This is a genomic window from Micromonospora polyrhachis (genome assembly GCF_014203835.1).
GTDB classification, from domain to species: Bacteria; Actinomycetota; Actinomycetes; order Mycobacteriales; family Micromonosporaceae; genus Micromonospora_H; species Micromonospora_H polyrhachis.
Genome location: NZ_JACHJW010000001.1, coordinates 3,683,728 through 3,702,334 on the forward strand (window position 1 = coordinate 3,683,728; position 18,607 = coordinate 3,702,334).

The 18,607-nt window shown below is 70.3% G+C and carries 18 protein-coding genes; 12 read left to right on the forward strand and 6 right to left on the reverse strand.

Annotated features, from left to right (window positions below; translation table 11 throughout):
- Positions 1-488: 488 nt before the first annotated feature.
- Complete coding sequence (locus FHR38_RS16040) at positions 489-3,014, forward strand: ATP-dependent Clp protease ATP-binding subunit (RefSeq protein ID WP_184535429.1); 2,526 nt, start codon at positions 489-491, stop codon at positions 3,012-3,014.
- 165 nt (positions 3,015-3,179) lie between these two features.
- Here FHR38_RS16040 and FHR38_RS16045 read toward each other — a convergent pair whose 3' ends face one another.
- Positions 3,180-4,082 (reverse strand): HhH-GPD family protein, encoded by a 903-nt coding sequence (locus FHR38_RS16045; protein ID WP_246446569.1) that lies wholly within the window; start codon positions 4,080-4,082, stop codon positions 3,180-3,182.
- Between the two features lie 109 nt (positions 4,083-4,191).
- Here FHR38_RS16045 and FHR38_RS16050 point away from each other — a divergent pair, with 109 nt between their 5' ends.
- The 3 genes from FHR38_RS16050 to FHR38_RS16060 all read left to right on the forward strand — a co-directional run bounded on the left by FHR38_RS16050 (position 4,192) and on the right by FHR38_RS16060 (position 6,042).
- Positions 4,192-4,704, forward strand: a complete 513-nt coding sequence (locus FHR38_RS16050) for a glycine cleavage system transcriptional repressor (RefSeq protein ID WP_184535431.1) — start codon at positions 4,192-4,194, stop codon at positions 4,702-4,704.
- Positions 4,701-5,264, forward strand: a complete 564-nt coding sequence (locus FHR38_RS16055) for a peptide deformylase (protein ID WP_184535432.1) — start codon at positions 4,701-4,703, stop codon at positions 5,262-5,264. The genes FHR38_RS16050 and FHR38_RS16055 overlap by 4 nt, the downstream gene beginning before the upstream one ends.
- Before the next feature lie 100 nt (positions 5,265-5,364).
- Entirely contained in the window at positions 5,365-6,042 is a 678-nt protein-coding gene (locus FHR38_RS16060) for a hypothetical protein (RefSeq protein WP_184535433.1), read from the forward strand.
- A gap of 87 nt (positions 6,043-6,129) precedes the next feature.
- Here the strand turns inward: FHR38_RS16060 and disA are convergent, their stop codons facing one another.
- From disA to FHR38_RS16080, 4 genes are all read right to left on the reverse strand, one after another.
- Positions 6,130-7,314 carry a DNA integrity scanning diadenylate cyclase DisA gene (disA, locus tag FHR38_RS16065; RefSeq protein WP_184535434.1) on the reverse strand — a complete coding sequence of 395 codons (1,185 nt, stop codon included), beginning with the start codon at positions 7,312-7,314 and terminating at the stop codon, positions 6,130-6,132.
- Positions 7,315-7,530: 216 nt separating this feature from the next.
- Positions 7,531-8,973 (reverse strand): DNA repair protein RadA, encoded by a 1,443-nt coding sequence (gene radA, locus FHR38_RS16070; protein ID WP_184535435.1) that lies wholly within the window; start codon positions 8,971-8,973, stop codon positions 7,531-7,533.
- A gap of 95 nt (positions 8,974-9,068) precedes the next feature.
- The gene (locus FHR38_RS16075; RefSeq protein WP_184535436.1) at positions 9,069-9,764 is read right to left on the reverse strand and encodes a hypothetical protein; all 696 of its coding nucleotides are present in this window, start codon (positions 9,762-9,764) and stop codon (positions 9,069-9,071) included.
- Between the two features lie 134 nt (positions 9,765-9,898).
- Positions 9,899-10,738 carry a UbiA family prenyltransferase gene (locus FHR38_RS16080; protein WP_184535437.1) on the reverse strand — a complete coding sequence of 280 codons (840 nt, stop codon included), beginning with the start codon at positions 10,736-10,738 and terminating at the stop codon, positions 9,899-9,901.
- A 46-nt stretch (positions 10,739-10,784) separates the two neighbouring features.
- Here FHR38_RS16080 and FHR38_RS16085 point away from each other — a divergent pair, with 46 nt between their 5' ends.
- From FHR38_RS16085 to FHR38_RS32265, 4 genes are all read left to right on the forward strand, one after another.
- On the forward strand, positions 10,785-11,558 hold the full coding sequence (locus FHR38_RS16085) for a methyltransferase domain-containing protein (RefSeq protein ID WP_184535438.1): 774 nt from the start codon (positions 10,785-10,787) through the stop codon (positions 11,556-11,558).
- Positions 11,559-11,595: 37 nt separating this feature from the next.
- Positions 11,596-12,765 carry an acyl-CoA dehydrogenase family protein gene (locus FHR38_RS16090; RefSeq protein WP_184535439.1) on the forward strand — a complete coding sequence of 390 codons (1,170 nt, stop codon included), beginning with the start codon at positions 11,596-11,598 and terminating at the stop codon, positions 12,763-12,765.
- 176 nt (positions 12,766-12,941) lie between these two features.
- Entirely contained in the window at positions 12,942-14,057 is a 1,116-nt protein-coding gene (locus FHR38_RS16095) for a type III polyketide synthase (protein WP_184535440.1), read from the forward strand.
- 25 nt (positions 14,058-14,082) lie between these two features.
- A complete protein-coding gene (locus FHR38_RS32265) occupies positions 14,083-14,715 on the forward strand; it encodes a DUF6023 family protein (RefSeq protein ID WP_184535441.1) in 633 nt (210 codons plus the stop codon).
- On the opposite strand, the gene FHR38_RS16105 is transcribed toward FHR38_RS32265, so the two are convergent.
- Positions 14,712-15,458, reverse strand: coding sequence for a hypothetical protein (locus FHR38_RS16105; RefSeq protein WP_184535442.1), 747 nt, complete (start codon positions 15,456-15,458; stop codon positions 14,712-14,714). The two genes, FHR38_RS32265 and FHR38_RS16105, sit on opposite strands and share 4 nt — an antisense overlap.
- A gap of 326 nt (positions 15,459-15,784) precedes the next feature.
- Between FHR38_RS16105 and FHR38_RS16110 the strand changes: the two genes are divergently transcribed.
- From FHR38_RS16110 to FHR38_RS16125, 4 genes are all read left to right on the forward strand, one after another.
- Positions 15,785-16,270, forward strand: coding sequence for a CarD family transcriptional regulator (locus tag FHR38_RS16110; protein ID WP_184535443.1), 486 nt, complete (start codon positions 15,785-15,787; stop codon positions 16,268-16,270).
- Between the two features lie 68 nt (positions 16,271-16,338).
- Positions 16,339-17,049: a 2-C-methyl-D-erythritol 4-phosphate cytidylyltransferase gene (ispD, locus tag FHR38_RS16115; RefSeq protein WP_184535444.1), complete on the forward strand. Its 711-nt coding sequence runs from the start codon at positions 16,339-16,341 to the stop codon at positions 17,047-17,049.
- 13 nt (positions 17,050-17,062) lie between these two features.
- The gene (gene ispF / locus FHR38_RS16120; protein WP_184535445.1) at positions 17,063-17,548 is read left to right on the forward strand and encodes a 2-C-methyl-D-erythritol 2,4-cyclodiphosphate synthase; all 486 of its coding nucleotides are present in this window, start codon (positions 17,063-17,065) and stop codon (positions 17,546-17,548) included.
- An 8-nt stretch (positions 17,549-17,556) separates the two neighbouring features.
- Positions 17,557-18,588 carry a tetratricopeptide repeat protein gene (locus tag FHR38_RS16125; RefSeq protein ID WP_184535446.1) on the forward strand — a complete coding sequence of 344 codons (1,032 nt, stop codon included), beginning with the start codon at positions 17,557-17,559 and terminating at the stop codon, positions 18,586-18,588.
- Positions 18,589-18,607 lie beyond the last annotated feature (19 nt).

Below are 18,607 nucleotides of genomic sequence, written 5' to 3' on the forward strand. Positions count from 1 at the left end.
GGTCCGGCGTTGGTTTTTTCATATCCGTCCGGCGGCATCCACTGGTCCGGGCGACCGCCCGGCCAGCCTTGGCCCCGGGCAAACCGGGCCTGACCCGGCCATGACCCAGCCTTGATCCACTCGGCCTGCCGTGCCCCGGGCCCGATCCGGTCGCGCCCACGGGGACGGGAAGGATCCCGGCCAGTCCGGCGTTATCCACAACCAGTGGAGAGTTCATCCACAGCCTGTGGACGAGGGTCGGCGGCGCTGGCGAGCGTTCGTACCGCAGGTCGAATTTCGCTCTGCGCGTACAGCCGGGGGTCGAGGAACACCCGCTGAGCGCGGACAGTTGGCTAAAACATCGTCGTACAAGGCTCGATCGGGCGCGCAGGGCATCGGACGAGTCGGTCCACGGCGATAGAGTAAGGGAGCGCGGGCGTCCGTCCTGGACGCCTGGGCACTGGCCCCGCCAAGAACACTGGCGCACGGCACGTGAGGAGCACGAGGGCATGTTCGAGCGGTTCACCGACCGAGCGCGACGGGTTGTCGTCCTGGCCCAGGAAGAGGCCCGGATGCTCAACCACAACTACATCGGTACGGAACACATCCTGTTGGGTCTCATCCACGAGGGTGAGGGCGTGGCGGCCAAGGCTCTGGAGAGCCTGGGCATCTCCCTGGAGGGCGTCCGCCAGCAGGTGGAAGAGATCATCGGTCAGGGCCAGCAGGCACCGAGTGGGCACATCCCGTTCACGCCCCGGGCCAAGAAGGTGCTGGAGCTGTCGCTGCGCGAGGCGCTACAGCTCGGCCACAACTACATCGGTACGGAGCACATCCTGCTCGGTCTGATCCGGGAGGGCGAGGGCGTCGCGGCCCAGGTGCTGGTGAAGCTCGGTGCCGACCTGAACCGGGTGCGTCAGCAGGTGATCCAGCTGCTCTCGGGCTACCAGGGCAAGGAGCCCGCAGCCGCCGGTACGGCATCGGGTGAGGCCGCGCCGTCGACGTCGCTGGTGCTCGACCAGTTCGGTCGTAACCTGACCCAGGCTGCCCGGGAGGGCAAGCTCGACCCGGTGATCGGGCGGGAGAAGGAGATCGAGCGGGTCATGCAGGTGCTGTCCCGCCGCACCAAGAACAACCCCGTGTTGATCGGTGAGCCCGGCGTGGGTAAGACCGCCGTGGTGGAGGGCCTGTCCCAGAAGATCATCAAGGGCGAGGTGCCGGAGACGCTGAAGGACAAGCAGCTCTACACCCTGGACCTGGGTGCCCTGGTGGCCGGTTCGCGCTACCGGGGTGACTTCGAGGAGCGCCTCAAGAAGGTGCTCAAGGAGATCCGTACCCGGGGCGACATCATCCTCTTCATCGACGAGATTCACACGTTGGTCGGGGCGGGTGCCGCGGAGGGCGCGATCGACGCGGCGAGCATCCTCAAGCCGATGCTGGCCCGCGGTGAGCTGCAGACCATCGGTGCGACGACCCTCGACGAATACCGTAAGCACCTGGAGAAGGACGCCGCGCTGGAGCGCCGGTTCCAGCCGATCCAGGTGGGTGAGCCGTCCCTGGCGCACACCATCGAGATCCTCAAGGGGCTGCGGGACCGTTACGAGGCCCACCACCGGGTCTCCATCACCGACGCTGCCCTCGTGGCGGCGGCGACCCTGGCCGACCGGTACATCTCCGACCGGTTCCTGCCGGACAAGGCGATCGACCTGATCGACGAGGCCGGTGCCCGGATGCGGATCCGCCGGATGACCGCTCCGCCAGACCTGCGGGACTTCGACGAGCGCATCGCCCAGGTGCGCCGTGACAAGGAGTCGGCGATCGACGCGCAGGACTTCGAGCGGGCCGCGCAGCTGCGGGACAAGGAGAAGCAGCTGCTGGGTCAGAAGGCGCAGCGGGAGAAGGAGTGGAAGGCCGGCGACCTGGACGTGGTGTCCGAGGTCGACGACGAGCAGATCGCCGAGGTCCTGGCCAACTGGACCGGCATCCCGGTCTACAAGCTGACCGAGGAGGAGACCGCTCGACTGCTGCGCATGGAGGACGAGCTGCACAAGCGGGTCGTCGGCCAGCTGGACGCGGTGAAGGCGGTGTCGAAGGCGATCCGGCGTACCCGTGCCGGTCTGAAGGACCCGAAGCGGCCGTCCGGCTCGTTCATCTTCGCCGGCCCGTCCGGGGTCGGTAAGACCGAGCTGTCCAAGGCCCTGGCCGAGTTCCTGTTCGGTTCCGAGGACGCGCTGATCCAGCTCGACATGTCCGAGTTCCACGACCGCTACACCGTGTCTCGGCTGGTGGGTGCACCTCCCGGCTACGTCGGCTACGACGAGGGTGGCCAGCTGACCGAGAAGGTGCGGCGTCGGCCGTTCTCGGTGGTCCTGTTCGACGAGATCGAAAAGGCCCACCCCGACGTGTTCAACACCCTGCTCCAGATTCTCGAAGACGGTCGGCTCACCGACGGTCAGGGTCGCATCGTGGACTTCAAGAACACGGTGATCATCCTGACCACCAACCTGGGCACCCGCGACGTTGCCAAGGCTGTGTCGCTGGGCTTCCAGGCATCGGAGGACCAGGAGTCCAACTACGAGCGGATGAAGCAGAAGGTCAACGACGAGCTGAAGCAGCACTTCCGGCCGGAGTTCCTCAACCGGATCGACGACACGATCGTGTTCCACCAGCTCAACCAGGACGAGATCCTGTCGATCGTGGACATCATGATCCAGCGGATCGAGACCCAGCTCCGTAACAAGGACATGGGTCTGGAGTTGACCGACAACGCCAAGAAGTACCTGGCGAAGAAGGGCTTCGATCCGGTGCTGGGTGCCCGGCCGCTGCGCCGGACGATCCAGCGGGACATCGAGGACAACCTCTCCGAGCGGATCCTGTTCAACGAGTTGACCCCGGGGCAGATCGTGGTCGTCGACTGCGAGGGTGACCCCGAGGACATCGACAAGTCCAAGCTCGTGTTCCGAGGTGCGGACAAGCCGATCGACGTCCCGGACGCGGTGCCCGCCGATCTCGGTGCCACTGCTGGGGCCGACGAGTAGTCGACAGTCCCACGACTAGTCGACAGTCCCACGAGTAGTCAGCAGGACGACGACTAGTCGACAGGACAGCGTTACAGAAGGTCCCCGTGACCGGAGCCCGTGCACACCGCGCGGCTCCCGGCCACGGGGACCTTCACGTCTGGGGGCCTTCACGTCTGGGGGCCTTCACGTCTGGGGCGTTGCCGTCCCGGTCATCTCCCCGGCCAGCGCGAACCGGTCGTCGATCCGTTCCACCAGACCATCGTCGATCAGGCTGGCCAGTGCCCGGGCGCGCTGCGTCGCATCCGCCCAGACGAGGTCCAACCGGTCCCGGGCCACCGGGCCGGTCGTCTCGCGCAACACCGCCAGCAGCAGGCCCCGTACCTGCCGGTCGGTGCCGGCGTACCGCTGGGGGCGACGGGTCGGCCCCAGCGGTACGGTACGCCCGGACGCCCGCCAGGCACAGCGTTCGACCAGTGGACAGTCGATGCATCGGGGAGCCTGGGCGGTGCAGACCAGGGCGCCCAGCTCCATGAACGCGGCACTGGCCTTGGCTGCCTCGGCTGGCTCGACGGGTAACAGCGCGGCGGTGGCGACCAGATCGGCCGGACGGGTCGCGGGTCCCGCGTCGGGCTCGCCAGCCACCGCCCTGGCCACCACCCGACGGACATTGGTGTCCACGACCGGGTGGCGTTGCCCGAAGGCGAACGCCGCCACCGCCCGTGCCGTGTAGGTGCCCACCCCGGGCAGGGCCAACAACGCGTCCAGGTCGGTCGGCACCGCACCACCGTGCCGCTCCACGATCGCGACCGCGCATTCCCACAGTCGCAGTGCCCGCCGGGGGTAGCCGAGCCGACCCCACATTCGGATCGCCTCGGCCGAGGTGTCGGCGGCCAACGCGGCCGGAGTCGGCCAGCGGTCCAGCCACGCCCGCCAGGCGGGCAGCACCCGTACCACCGGGGTCTGTTGCAGCATGACCTCGCTGACCAGGATCGCCCAGGCACCCACGTCGGGCGCCCGCCACGGCAGGTCGCGGGCATTCTTCTCGTACCACCGGATGGTCGCGGCGGCGAACGTCTCCTCAGGCATCGCGTCGCCGATCATGCCACGTCGCCGGGTCGGGTGCCGCGTCCCGTACCGTGGACCGGTCGGGCAGGTCGACAGACGGGCGACCTCGTCTATCGGGCAGACTGCCGGGATGAACGAGCTCGCGATCACCGTGATCGGCCAGGACCGACCCGGCATCGTGGCCGATGTCGCGGAGGTGCTCGCCCGGGTGGGCGCGAACCTCACCGACTCGACCATGACCCGGCTGCGGGGCCACTTCGCCATGACCCTCGTGTGTACCGGCCCGACCGCCGCCGAGGCCGAGGCCGCGTTGGCCCCACTCGCCGAGGACGGGCCGCTGTTGACCACGGTACGGGTGGTCGGCGGTGAATCGGCCAGTACGGCGACTGGCGAGCCCTACCTGATGGCGGTGCACGGGGCCGACCGGCTGGGCATCGTGGCTGCGGTGACCCGGGTGCTGGCCGAGGCCGGGGGAAACGTGACCGACCTGACCACGCGTCTCACTGGGCCGCTCTACGTTCTCGTGGCCGAGGTGGACCTGCCACCTGGGACGGCCGACGACCTGTCCCGGCGACTCACCGAGGTCGCCACCGGGCTCGGCGTGGTGGTGACCCTGCGCCGCGCGGATTCGGATCTGCTGTGACCGGCGGCGAATACACCGGTCTGGGTGACTGGACACCGGAGGCGTTGGGTGAGCCGGGGCAGGTACGGCCGGTCGTCACCGCCCCGAGTCAGGTGCTGGGGCAGGCTGGAGCCGAGGTGGACCCGACGGACCGGGAGGTGGTCCGGCTCGCCGCCGACCTGATCGCCACCATGCGCGTCTCGCCCGGCTGCGTGGGGTTGGCCGCGCCGCAGGTCGGGGTCGGTGCACAGGTCTTCGCGGTCGACGTGACCGGGCACCCGAAGGCGGTCACCGTGCACGGGACGTTCGTGCTGTGCAACGCGACGATCGTCGAGGCCAGCCGGACGCGACCCGGTCGGGAAGGGTGCATGTCCGTGCCCGACCTGACCGGTGACGTCAAGCGGGCGAGCCGGCTGGTGGTGGCCGGTTTCCTACCCGGTACCGGGGCTCCGGTACGACTGGTGACGGACGGCTTCGAGGCCCGCGCCCTGCAGCACGAGATCGACCACTGTTCCGGTCTGCTCTTCCTCGACCGGGTCGCCGGAGCGCACGCCGTCTATCAACGCAAGGTCTACCAGTGATGGGGAATCGCCTGTCGTACCAAGGGATTCCACGCCGGTGGCCGGCCGCCCGGCGCGCCTGCGGGGCCAACCTGGTTCGCCCCGATACGGTGTGGGCATTATGCGTCTGACGGTTGGCCCCCTGCCACCCGCTGTCTATTGGCGGCGTCGAGCCGTCGTGCTTGGAGCGGGGATTCTCTTCCTGATCGTGCTGCTCTACTCGTGCGGGGGCCCGGGTGATTCCAAGCCGGCCGCCAAGGAGAGTCCGTCCGCCGGCCCGGCGGTTGGGTCGAAGCCGACTGCGGCACTCACGCCGGAGACCGGCGCGCCACCCGGCGACGACGTGCAGCCGACGTCCGCCGGTGACCCGACACCATCGGCGGGGGCTCCCGACCCGGGCGGGGTCACCTGCACCGACGCCGAGGTATCGGTGGTTCCGGCGGCCTCGAACGCGACCGTGCAGCGCGGCGTGACGATCGTCTTCAAGATCAAAATCAAGAACGTCTCCAGCCGGAGCTGTACGCTGGATGTCGGCGCCGACATTCAGGAGATCTACCTGAAGCTCGGCGCGGAGACCGTCTGGTCCTCCGACACCTGCGGTACCGCCAAAGGCAACAACGTCAAGACGTTCCCGCCCGCGCACGAGGAGACCTTCGAGGTGCCCTGGAACGGCAAGGCCAGCAACAAGTGCACCAACGGCTTCGCGGACGGAGAAGTGGTCCGCGCGGGTGAGTACCAGTTGTTCGGCCGGCTCGGCACCAAGCACAGCGAGCCCATGAAGCTCGTCGTCACCAGCTAGCCGTCCTGCCCCGGGCGGGAGCCAACCGCCCGGCGGAGGGCCCAACCCGGGCCGGCAGTCGGGCGGGACGTACGGCACCAGAACGGGTCAGACGTACCGCTCCAGAATGGACGCCTCGGCGAGCCGGGACAGGCCCTCGCGAACCCCACGGGCGCGGGCGTCGCCGACCCCGTCGACCGCCTGTAGGTCCTCGACCGTCGCCCCGAGTAGCCGTTGCAGGCTGCCGAAGTGGCTGACGAGCCGATCCACCACCGTGACCGGCAGCCGGGGAACCTTGGCGAGCAGGCGGTAGCCCCGAGGGCTGACCGCACCGTCAAGCGCGTCCGACGCCCCGGCATACCCGATCGCCTTCGCCACCGCGACCAGGTCGATCATCTCGATCGCGCTGAGCAGGTCGAGTTCGACCAGCGCCTCGTCGAGGGTGCGGGCCTTGCGCCCGGTGGGCAGGTAGTCGCGGATCACCAACGTACGGTCGGCGTCGACCCCGGCCATCAGCTCGTCGAGTTGGAGTGCGAGCAGCCGGCCATCGGTGCCGAGCTCGACGACGTAACCCGCGATCTCGTCGGCGATCCGGCGGACCATCTCCAGCCGCTGGACGACCACGACAGCATCGCGGACCGTGACCAGATCTTCGATCTCCAGTGCGGAGAGCGTGCCGGAGACCTCGTCCAGCCGTAGCTTGTATCGCTCCAGCGTGGCGAGGGCCTGGTTGGCCCGGGACAGGATCGCCGCCGAATCGTCGAGCACGTGACGCTGGCCGCTGACGTAGAGGCTGATGATCCGCATCGACTGGCTGACCGAGATGACCGGGTAGCCGGTCTGCCGGGCCACCCGCTCCGCGGTGCGGTGCCGGGTGCCGGACTCCTCGGTCGGGATGGTCGGGTCGGGCATCAGGTGCACCGCGGCGCGGACGATCCGGGTGCCGTCGCTGGAGAGCACGACCGCGCCGTCCATCTTGCACAGTTCGCGCACCCGGGTGGCAGAGAACTCGACATCGAGGGGGAAACCGCCGGTGCAGAGCGTCTCGACGATCTTGTCGTAGCCGAGCACGATCAACGCACCGGTACGACCCCGGAGAATCCGTTCCAAGCCGTCCCGGAGTGCGGTGCCCGGAGCCATCAGCGCAAGGTTGGCGCGCAGCGGATCTCCGGTTACGCCGGAGCCACTCATGGTCATGCCGGCGCTGACGGTGCGGGCTGTCGAGTTGACGGCAACGGCCCGGACATGGGTACTCCCATCCGTGGCTCGGTGAGCATCGCGGTCGACTGGCACCCGGACAGTCTACGGACTGGCATGCGTTCGGTGCTGTCGTGGTTACTGTGATGTGCCACTGTGTCCGTTCCCTTCGCCGTTGCGATCGCCGCCGCCGACGCCGACCCCCTCACCAATCACCCGTCAACCGGGCTGTTTCGGACATCGGGGCGGCGGTGCCGATGCGATGAACAGCGTAGGGAAGCGGCGCATCCGGTAGACCGGTGACGCATCCGGTCATTCCGCAGATGCCCGGGCAGCGCACTGAAGAGCCGAACGCACGTCGGTGACCTCCATCACCCGCATGCCCTCGGGGGTGACCCCGGTCGACTCCGGTCCGCAGCCCTGCGGCACCAGAGCGACCCGGAAACCGAGCCGCGCCGCCTCGGCCAACCGGCGGGGCACCGCGCCCACCCGACGCACCTCCCCGGTCAGCCCGACCTCACCGATCGCCACCAGGTGCGGCGCGAGGGCGAGGTTGAGGCCACCGGAGGCGACGGCGAGGGCCACCGCCAGGTCGGCGGCGGGCTCGACCACCCGGATGCCGCCGACGGTGGCGGCGAACACCTCCCGGTCGTGCAGGGTGAGCCGTTCGGTGCGGCGTTGCAGGACCGCCAGGACCATGGCCAGCCGCGCGCCGTCGAGGCCGGACACGGTACGCCGGGGCGACCCGGCGACGGTGGCCCCGATCAACGCCTGTACCTCGGTGACCAACGCGCGGCGGCCCTCCATCGAGACCGTGATGCAGGTCCCCGGCACCGGCTCGGAGTAGCGGGTGAGGAAGAGCCCGGAGGGATCGGCCAGGCTGCTGATGCCCCCCTCGTGCATCTCGAAACAACCGACCTCGTCGGCGGCACCGAACCGGTTCTTCACCCCCCGCACCATGCGGAGCGAGGAGTGCTTGTCACCCTCGAAATGCAGCACCACGTCGACCAGGTGCTCCAGCACCCGGGGTCCGGCGACCTGGCCGTCCTTGGTGACGTGCCCGACCAGCACGGTGGCGATGCCCCGCTCCTTGGCGACCGCCACCAGCGCGGCGGTTACCGCTCGGACCTGGGTCACTCCGCCTGGTACGCCCTCGGCACCGGGCATGGAGATGGTCTGCACCGAGTCGAGCACCAGTAGCCCCGGCTTCACCGCGTCGAGGTGGCCGAGGACCGCCCCGAGGTCACTCTCGGCGGCGAGGTAGAGCTGCTCGTGCAGGGTGCCCATCCGTTCCGCGCGCAGTCGTACCTGGCTGACCGACTCCTCGCCGCTTACTACGAGCGACGGGCTGCCGGCCCCGACTGCCCACTGCTGGGCCACGTCGAGCAGCAGGGTGGACTTTCCGACCCCCGGCTCACCGGCCAGCAGCACCACCGCACCGGGCACCAGGCCACCACCGAGCACCCGGTCGAGCTCGGGCACTCCGGTCGGCCGGGCCTTGGCCGGCGCGGCGCTGATGGTGGCGATCGGTCGGGCGGGCTCGGCGGGTGCCCGGGAGCTGACCACCCGGCCGGAGACGGTCGGGCCGGTGACGGTCGACTCGACGACCGATCCCCACTCGCCGCACTCCGGGCAGCGGCCAACCCACTTGGGTGGCTGGTGCCCGCAGGCGTCGCACTCGTAGGCGGGCCGGGCTTCGCGGGTCGCGGGGCGGGCGCGGGTGGCGGCGCCCCGGGGGGTGGCTCGGGAGGTCACCCCCTGGACGCTAGCCAACTCCTACGACGAAACCGGGCCGGCGTGGTCTGCGCCACGCCGGCCCGGTGCCGACTGTCCGTGTCGTACGGCTGCGCTCAGCCGTGCCCGTTGCCCTCGTCGTGCTGCAGCGGGGTCGCTTCTGGATTCGGGGTGAGCGGCACCGCGATTGAGGCCGGGGTACGCAGTTCCTTGCCGTCCACGCTGAAGACCAGGTTGATCGACTGACCCGCGGTCAGTGCCGACTTCAGGCCCTTGATCTGGAGGTGGCGACCGGTGGTCCGGTTGAGGACGGCGTAGCTGTTCGCCGCGATCTCGATCGTGGCCGGCTCGTCAGCGGGGGCGGCCGGTGGCGTGGTGGCCTCGGGCGGAGTCACGGTCGCCGACGCACCCGGTACGGCGGATCCGTCCGGTGCCGCAGTTCCGGTAGCCGTGGGCTCGACCGGGGTCACCGACGGGCTCGCCGATGCCGCGCCGTCCGCCAGCACCACGACGTTGCCACTGTCGGAGGTGACCTTTACGGTCACCGTCTTCGGCGAGTCGTTGTAGAGCACCACCTGGATCGGCGCGTCACCGCCGGCCGGGTATCCCTTCGGGTCCTGGTAGCTGACCAACAGGTTGCGGACCTTGAAGGCACCATCCGCCGTCTGGGCGTTGATCCCGTCGATGCTGGGCGCCTTGTTGGCGGTCTCGGCGATCTGGCCTGCCCCACAGCCGGACATCAGCAGGGCGGTCGCCGCCGTACCGGCCAGCAGCACCGCGGCCCGCCGGGCCCCCCTGATCGAGCGCGTCACGTCGGTCCTCCTCGTTACGATCCCGGCCGGCCACCCGAGGCGGTGGCCATACCGCGCAGACCGGGCTCCAGGGTAATGGGGGTGATCTGCGCCCGTACGCCGACCCGGGCATTAGTCGCCGATACGCGAGTCGGTTACACCACCCGACCGCTGACCACGAGCAGGACGACGTCGATGACCGCCACGAGCATCACCGCCCGGAACACCGCCACCGGGCGATCACCTCGGCCGGCCGCCGCGCGGGAGACGTACCAGCCGGCAGGTAGGACCACGGCGGCGACCGCGATCGCCGCGAGCCCGGACCACGACGGCGGCCCGGGGGGCCCGAGGACCAGCATGGCGGTCGCGGCGAGCAGCAGTCCGGCTGCGGCCACCCGCGACCCCGCCGCACCGATCCGGTGCGGTAGCCCGTGCACCCCGGTCCGGGCGTCGTCGGCCAGATCGGGCAACACGTTGGCGAAGTGCGCGCCGGCCCCGAGCAGCGCCCCCGCCGCCACCAGCCAGGCCGGCGGGGCGGGCGCACCCGGCAGGGCGAGTACGACGAAGGCCGGCAGCGCCCCGAAGGAGAGCGCGTACGGCAGCACACTGGCCGGAGTGGACTTCAGCGGCCAGTTGTAGAGCAGGGCGGAGACCAGGGCGACGGTGACCCAGAACGCGGCGGTCGGGTTCGAGGTCAGCGCCAGCGGTGGCGTGGCCAGGGCGGCCAGCAGACCGGCGAGCCCTACCGTCCGCCGACTGACCGTGCCTGCGGCGACCGGTTTGTCGGCCCGGCCGACCGAGGCGTCCCGGTCGGCGTCGAGCCAGTCGTTGAGCCAACCGACCGCGAGTTGGCTGGACAGCACCGCCGCCGCCACGATCGCCACGCCGAGCGGGCGATGCCCGACACCCCAGGCGAGTAGCGCCGACACGCCGGTCACCGCCGCCGCCGGTTCCGGATGACTCGCCCGAATCAGGCCTGACACCAATCCCGACATACCTGGAAGTCTGGCCCTGACCGGTGGATCGTGCCAGGCTCAGTCCATGCGGGACGGGCTGTCGAGGGCGACTCGGGTCCAGGTCAGGGAACTGCCGCGCAACGATCTCCGGCAGTACGACGACCTGGCTGGTGAGTGGTGGCGGCCCGAGGGGGCCTTCGCGATGCTGCACTGGCTGGCCGAGGCCCGGGCCCGGTTGATCCCCCCGGCACGTCGTGCCGGGGCGATACTCGCCGACGTCGGTTGTGGAGCGGGGCTGCTCACGCCGTACCTGGTCGGCAAGGGCTATCGACATGTCGGCGTGGATCTGGTCCGGTCCGCGTTGGAGCAGGCCGCCGCACACGGCGTGACCACGGTGAATGGTGATGCCACGGCGATCCCGCTGGCGGACGGCTGTGCGGACGTGGTCTCCGCAGGTGAGCTGCTGGAACACGTACCGGACTGGCCTGCGGCGGTGGCCGAGGTGTGCCGGGTGCTTCGACCGGGCGGGACGCTTGTGCTGGACACCCTGAACGACACCGCGCTGAGTCGCCTGCTGGCGGTCCGGGTGGCCGAGCGGCTGGTGGGGGTGCCTCGGGGCATCCACGATCCTGATCTCTTCGTCGACGTACGGGAGCTGACCGCGCAGTGCGCCCGGCATGGCGTACGGCTGCGGGTCCGGGGCGTACGCCCGACGGCGTGGCCGGTGACCCGGTGGCTGCTCGGGCGGGCGGTGCCCGCGCTCGGCCGGAACGGCCTCGGGGGTCCCGGCGTCCCCCGGATCGTGCCGACCTGGTCGACGGCGGTGCTCTACCAGGGGCTGGGGGTGAAGGCCGGGTAGGGCGGGCGGTTCGGCAGACGACAGAAGGGGGCACGGTATGGCGGTGGAGGCGGTCGAGGCTGCGCGCCGGTTGGCGCCACGGCTGGCGGCACGGGCGGCCCGACACGACCGGGACGGCACCTTCCCGACCGAGGACTTCGCGGATCTGCGGGAGGCGGGGCTCTTCGGCCTGATGGTTCCGTCGGAGCTGGGCGGCTCGGGGGCGCGGTTCGCGGAATACACGGCGGTCGCCGGCGAGCTGGCCCGGGGCAACGGGGCGACGGCGCTGGTGTTCAACATGCACGCCTCGGTTACCGGTGCCCTCGGTGCGGTCACCGAGGAGCTGGCCGACGCGCTCGGCGTGTCGGACGAGGCGCTGGTCGCCCGGGACCGGCTGCTCGCCGAGGCAGCGGCCGGATCGTGGTACGCCGTGGCCATGAGTGAGCGGGGTGCGGGTGCCCGCCTGTCGCAGCTCACCACCGTCTACCACCGGGTGGATGGCGGCTACCACATCAAGGGTGCCAAGACGTTTTGTTCCGGGGCGGGGCACGCGGACGCGTATCTGGTGGCCGCCCGGAGTGCGGCGGACCAGTCGGTGGTGTCGCAGTTCCTGGTGCCAGCCTCGCCGGACGGGTTGCGTGTCGAGCCGACGTGGGACTCGTTGGGTATGCGTGCCACGGCTTCACATGATCTACACCTGGATGTCACCGTGCCGGCGGATCGGCTGCTCGGTGGGGTGGAGGGGCTTGCCCTCGTGATCGCGCAGCTGATGCCGCACTGGCTGGTGGCCAGCTACGCGGCGGTCTACGTCGGAGTGGCCCGGGCGGCGGTGGACGCCGCCGTCGAGCATCTGACGGCCCGGGGGCTCACCAGCCTGCCGGCGGTACGGGCGCGGATCGGTCGGGCCGATGCGGCGGTTGCCGCCGCACAGTTGGCGGTCGCCGAGGCGGCCCGTCGGGTGGACGAGGCACCGGGCGACGCCGAGACCAACCGATGGGTGTGGCGGGCCAAGTTGCTGGCCGGTACGACCGCTGCGGAGGTCGCCGCCTCGATGCTGGAGGCGGCCGGTACCTCCGCGACCCGTCGGGGGCATCCGCTGGAACGTCTCTACCGGGACGCCCGGTGCGGATCGTTGCATCCGGCCACCTCGGACGTCTGCGCAGACTGGCTCGGTGTCGCCGCGTTGGGTGGCGACCCAGACCGCGACGGATCGACCCCCCGCTGGTGAGCGCCCTGGTGAGCGCGAGGAGTGAGCTTGTGAGCCTCGCAGTCGCGAACGGGAGGCGAGCACAGTGAGCGCGAGGAGTGAGCTTGTGAGCCTCGCAGTCGCGAACGGGAGGCGAGCACAGTGAGCGCGAGGAGTGAGCTTGCGAGCCCCGCAGTCGCGAACGGAAGGCGGACATGATGGGCGCTTTGCACGGGCGGCATGACGCGCACGGGCGGCATGCCGCGCCGGTGATCACGGGCCTGGGCCTCGCGCTGCCGCCCCGGGCTACCCAGACCGAGCTGTGGGAGGGCTTCTTCGCCAAGCACTTCTCCGGCACCACCCGGGAACTGGCCCAGCGGATCTTCGCCAACTCCGGGGTCACCACCCGCCAGGCAGCGGTCAATCCGCTTCTGGAGGACGTGTCCGACTGGCCGACCGAGCGGCGGATGCGTCGCTATCTCGTTGAGGCGCTGCCGTTGGGCAAGGAGGCGGTGGGTCGGGCGCTGACCGCTGCCGGTCTCGCCGCCGACGACATCGGGCTCTTCGCGGTCTGTTCCTGCACCGGCTACGCCACGCCCGGCCTGGACATCCTGCTGGCCCGCGACCTGGGCATGGCCGCCGACACGCAGCGGGTGTTCGTCGGCCACATGGGCTGCTACGCGGCGCTGCCCGGGCTCGGTGCGGCGAGCGACTTCGTCGCCGCCCGGGGTCGCCCGGCGCTCCTGCTCTGCGCCGAACTACCCGGTCTGCACCTACAGCCCTCCTCGGCCCGGGTGGACACGCAGCAGATCGTCGCGCATGCGCTCTTCTCCGATGCTGCCGTCGCCGTTGTGGTCGCTCCGGAGAGCACCACCCCGGGGTACGCGGTCCGCGAGGTTGCCGCGGTGACGGATACCTCGACGGCGGACTACATGACCTGGGACGTGACCGACACCGGGTTCCGGATGGGGCTGTCGCCCAAGGTTCCGCAGGTGCTGGCGTCGCACGTACGCGATCTCGTGGATTCGCTGTTGGCCCGGCACGACCTGCGGCGGACCGATGTCGATGGCTGGGCGGTGCATCCGGGTGGTCCTCGGATTCTCAACGTGGTGGAACGAGAGTTGAGCCTCCCGCCGGAGGCGTTGGCGGCGTCCCGAGGGGTGCTCGCCGATTGTGGAAACTGCTCGTCACCGACCGTCTTGTTGATCCTGGACCGGCTGACCCAGGGGCCTCGTCCACCCGATTGGATCGTGATGCTCGCCTTCGGGCCGGGGTTGACGCTCTACGCGACGCTGCTCCAGCGGTCACCGGGCGGGGTGAGCATATCGGCATAGGTGACTGCGGCAGTAGGATCGCCGGGTGGACGCGGGACGGGAAGGTTGGCTACGGGGTCTGCTGCTGGCCGCGCTGGCACTGGGTGTACTGGCGGTGGGGGGCCGATGGTGGGTGGTCTCCGCTCCCGAAGTGATCCCACTGTCCGCCCCACGAGCGACCCCCTCGCCCACTTCCGAGCCGTCCTATCGCGCCTCCGCGCGGGTCCTGGTGGGGGTGGAGCCTACGACCGGCCGGACGATGACCAAGTATTTTCTGGCCGAGCCGGACTCCCGCACCCTGCGGACGCCAGCCCATTCGGGCGGCTTGGAGAGCGTCGACAGCATGCTGCCGCGTCTGCCTGACCGGGTGCGGCGGGATGTGACGATCCTGCCGGGCGGCGGGAAACTCGACTGGGGCCTCACCGTCGATGCCGGGCGCTACCACCTGCAATACCTCTGTGTCGGCCCGGGTGAGCTGATCATCCAGGTGGCGGTGGGGCAGGCCGAACCGCCAGCCGGCTCTGTGCCTTGTGACGGCCCGGGGGCGAGCATGGTGTTCTCCGTCGACCGCGCCAAGCAGGTGCGTATCTTGGTGCTGCGACCGGGGAGTCAGTCGGTCGCTGTCGGGATACAACTGGCCCCGGCGGACGACTTGGTTCTACCCTTCCCGCCCGGCTAACGGTCGCCCAGGTGGGCCAACTCGGCGGGATGGTCGGCGAGGTCACCCACGGCGGGCAGGACCCGTACGACCGTTCCGGATCGGGCGGCGAGCAGCACCGGTACGGAGGCTGGGGCGGGGGACAACCGTAGGAACGTACGCAGCCCGGTGGCGGGGTCGGTGAGGAAGCGGGTGCCGGCGGCGGGTGATTGGGGCGGCCGCTCGGGTTGGGCTGACCGGTCGCTGGTCAGTGCTACCACCGTCACGCCGGGCGGCACGATCCGGGACACCAGGTTCAGTTCCGTCGTACAGACGCAGTCGTCGGTGAAGACGATCAGAGCGGGCAGCAGGCCCCGGAGTGGCACCGGTGCACCCTCCTCGCCGATCAGGTCCAGCGCCGGCAGTTGCCGCCCGGGATTCCCACTGTCGCCAGCCGGGGCGGCTTCGGAATCTTGCCGACTCGGCCGGATGGCGGCGATGAAGCTGGTCAGCGTGACCAGTACCGCGACTGAGATGATCAGCAGCGCGAGCCGGACCGGCCGGGGGTTGCCGCTGTCCGGCCCCGTGGCCAGCCCGAGCCGTCGTCGCCAGGCGGTACGACGAGCCTGCCTGCGTAGCTCGGTGCGTAGGCGGGCGGCGTCGGTGGCCAGAGCGGAGGCGTCGTCGGGGACGATGATCGTTCCCCATTCGGGTGGCAGACCGGGTAGTCCCCCGGGCGGGCCATCGTTGTCTGAGCGTGCGTCACCGTTTCCTGCCGTGCCCATCGTGCCCCCTGCCGGTCGACCTAACAGTGGATCGGGCTCTGCCCTCAGGGTCCCGCACCGGCGTCTGTCTCGCCAGTGGTGGGCGTACCCCTAGGGGGAGAGTTACGATTGAACGACCGCAACGTCCGACTTCCGATTTGCCGGCCTGCCCGGCTGGCCGGTGATCCCTAGTTAACGTACCGTAGCGGAACCATCGGTTTGACCGGCTGTCAAGCTGAAGAAAGACCTCTCACAAGGCCTCTGAGCTGCGCTAACGGTCAGGAACGCGGTGAGACATCGGTGCCTGAGCGTGTTACCCTAGACACAGCGAAAGGGGTTTCGAACCTATGGTTTTCAGTGTCGGCGAGACCGTTGTTTACCCCCACCACGGGGCCGCACTCATCGAGGCAATCGAGACTCGGGTCGTCAAGGGCGAGGAGAAGCAGTACCTCGTTCTCAGGGTCGCTCAGGGTGACCTGACGGTGCGGGTGCCCGCCGAGAATGCCGAGATCGTCGGTGTACGCGAGGTGGTCGGCGAAGAGGGCCTGGGCAAGGTCTTCGACGTCCTCCGTGCCCCGCACACCGAGGAGCCGACCAACTGGTCGCGGCGTTACAAGGCGAATCTGGAAAAGCTGGCTTCTGGTAACCCTCTCAAGGTGGCGGAGGTCGTTCGTGACCTTTGGCGTCGGGAGCGGGAGCGGGGCCTGTCGGCGGGCGAGAAGCGGATGCTCGCCAAGGCACGGGACATCCTCGTCGGTGAGGTTGCTCTCGCCGAAAAGAGCACCAAGGACGAGGCGGAAACCCTTCTCGACAAGGTGCTGACCGAGGCATAGAGAGCGGTTCCGGACGCTCCACTCGTTTTTCGCCCATTCTCACTACTAATGAATTCGAGGACCGCGACGTGACCGCGCAGCTCAATCCGCGCGGTGACGTCGCGGTCCTCGTTCCGGCTGCTGGTGCGGGAGTTCGGCTCGGACCGGGTCGCCCCAAGGCGTTGCGGTTCCTTGCTGGTGAGCCTCTGCTGGCGCACGCCGTACGGCGGGTGGCTGCCGCCCCGTCCGTGCACTCGATCGTCGTGGCGGCACCGGTTGCCGAGGCTGCTGCCGTCGCCGAGCTGCTCGCCCCGATCGCCCCGGTGACCGTGGTTGTCGGCGGGGCCACCCGGCAGGAGTCGGTCGCCGCCGCGTTGGCAGCCGTACCGGCCGGGCCCGAGATCATCCTGGTCCACGACGCGGCCCGGGCGCTCACCCCGTCCACCCTGGTCGAGTCGGTTGCCGCCGCTGTCCGGGCCGGTGACGACGCGGTCATTCCGGTGCTGCCGGTTGTCGACACGATCAAGGAAGTCGCCGCCGACGAGCTGGTGTTGGGCACCGTCGACCGGTCGGCTTTGCGGGCCGTGCAGACACCGCAGGGTTTCCGCCGGGTGGTGCTGGCCGCCGCGCACGCTGCCGCCGTCGACCCGCTCACCGACGACGCCGGGCTGGTGGAGAAGCAGGGCGGATCGGTGCGGTGCGTGCCGGGTTCCGAGTACGCCTTGAAGATCACTCGTCCGTTCGATCTGGCGCTGGCTGAGCATCTGCTCCTCACCGGAGCGGCGACCGACACCCCCTGATCGGTACGCTTCGGTGATGATCGTTCCCCGGGTCGGCATCGGCACCGACGTACACGCGTTCGAGGCTGGACGGGCCTGCTGGGTGGCGGGCCTGCACTGGCCGGGCGTGGACGGCCTGGCCGGGCACTCCGACGGGGACGTGGCCGCGCACGCGGCCTGCGACGCGCTGCTCTCCGCCGCCGGGCTCGGGGATCTCGGCAGCAACTTCGGGGTGGCCGAACCGGAGTGGGCCGGTGCGGCCGGCGTGACCCTGCTGGCCGAGACGGCCCGTCGGGTGAGGGGTGCCGGGTTCGAGATCGGCAACGTCTCGATCCAGGTCGTCGGGGTACGCCCCAAGATCGGTCCTCGTCGGGCCGAGGCGCAGCAGGCGCTCAGCGACGCGGTTGGTGCTCCGGTCACGGTCTCCGGCACCACCACCGACGGGCTGGGACTGACTGGCCGAGCCGAAGGGCTGGCCGGCATCGCCACCGCCCTGATCCACCCGGTCTTGACCACCTAGGCCCGGCTGTGTCCAGCGAACCCGGGTTCGGACCTGACGACCACTCCGACGGTTACCTGCAACGGGCCGTGCTCCTTGCCGACCTCGGTCGCTACGACGAGGCCGCCACCGAACTCGGCTACGCGATCGCCCTCAAACCCGGTGACCCGCAGGCGTTGACCATGCTTGCCCGCGTACACCTGGCGGCGGATCGTCCCGCCGAGGCGTTGGCGGCGGTCGAGGCGGCGGTGGCCGCCGTACCCGATGCGGTACCCCCGCTGGTGATCCGGGCGTTCGCCCTGGCCGACCTGCGGCGTTTCCCGGAGGCGGCCCAGACCGCCGACCAGATTCTCGCGTTCGGGCCGACCGACGCGTACGCCCAGCGCAGCGCGGCGGCGATCCTGGCCGAGTCGCGTAACGGGCAACCGGCCCTCGATGCTGCCTGGCGGGCGGTCGAGTTGGCCCCGGCAGCAGCACCCGCCCATCTGGTGCTCGGACTGGTGGCAGCCCGGTTGGGGCTGTACGACCTGGCCGAGCGGGCCTATCGCGAGGCGCTGCGGCTCGATCCGGCGTTGGCCGAGGCGCATCAGGAGGTCGGGGTGGTCCGCCTGGAGGAACGTCGCTACAGCGTGGCCCTGGCCCAGGTCACCGAGACGATCGTGCCCGCACCGGCCCGGCTCGGCTCGGCCCCCCGGTCGATCGGGGAGGGGCTGCGCAACCTGCTGCTGTATGGCGCGGGCTATGCGATCGTCGCGGTGGTGCTGGTGGCGTTCTCGGCGGCCAACAACGAGGCGCTGTCCCGGATCATGGCGCTGGTCCTGGCGGTCGGCGGAGCTGCGGTGATGTGGCTGCTCGCCGTTCGGGTGCCCGGCCTGTTCGGGCGGGTGCTGCCCGCCCTGCTTCGGCAGGACCGGGCGCTGGGCATCGCCGGGTACGCCGTACCCGCGGCGCCCTGCCTGATCCTGCTCTACGCCCTGGTCGGTACGCCGTGGCCGCTGGTGCTGGCGATCTGTGCGACCGTGGTCGCCGAGATCGTGGTGTTCCGGCGGTCGTTTCGCTGACCGTGATTGCGGGGTCGAG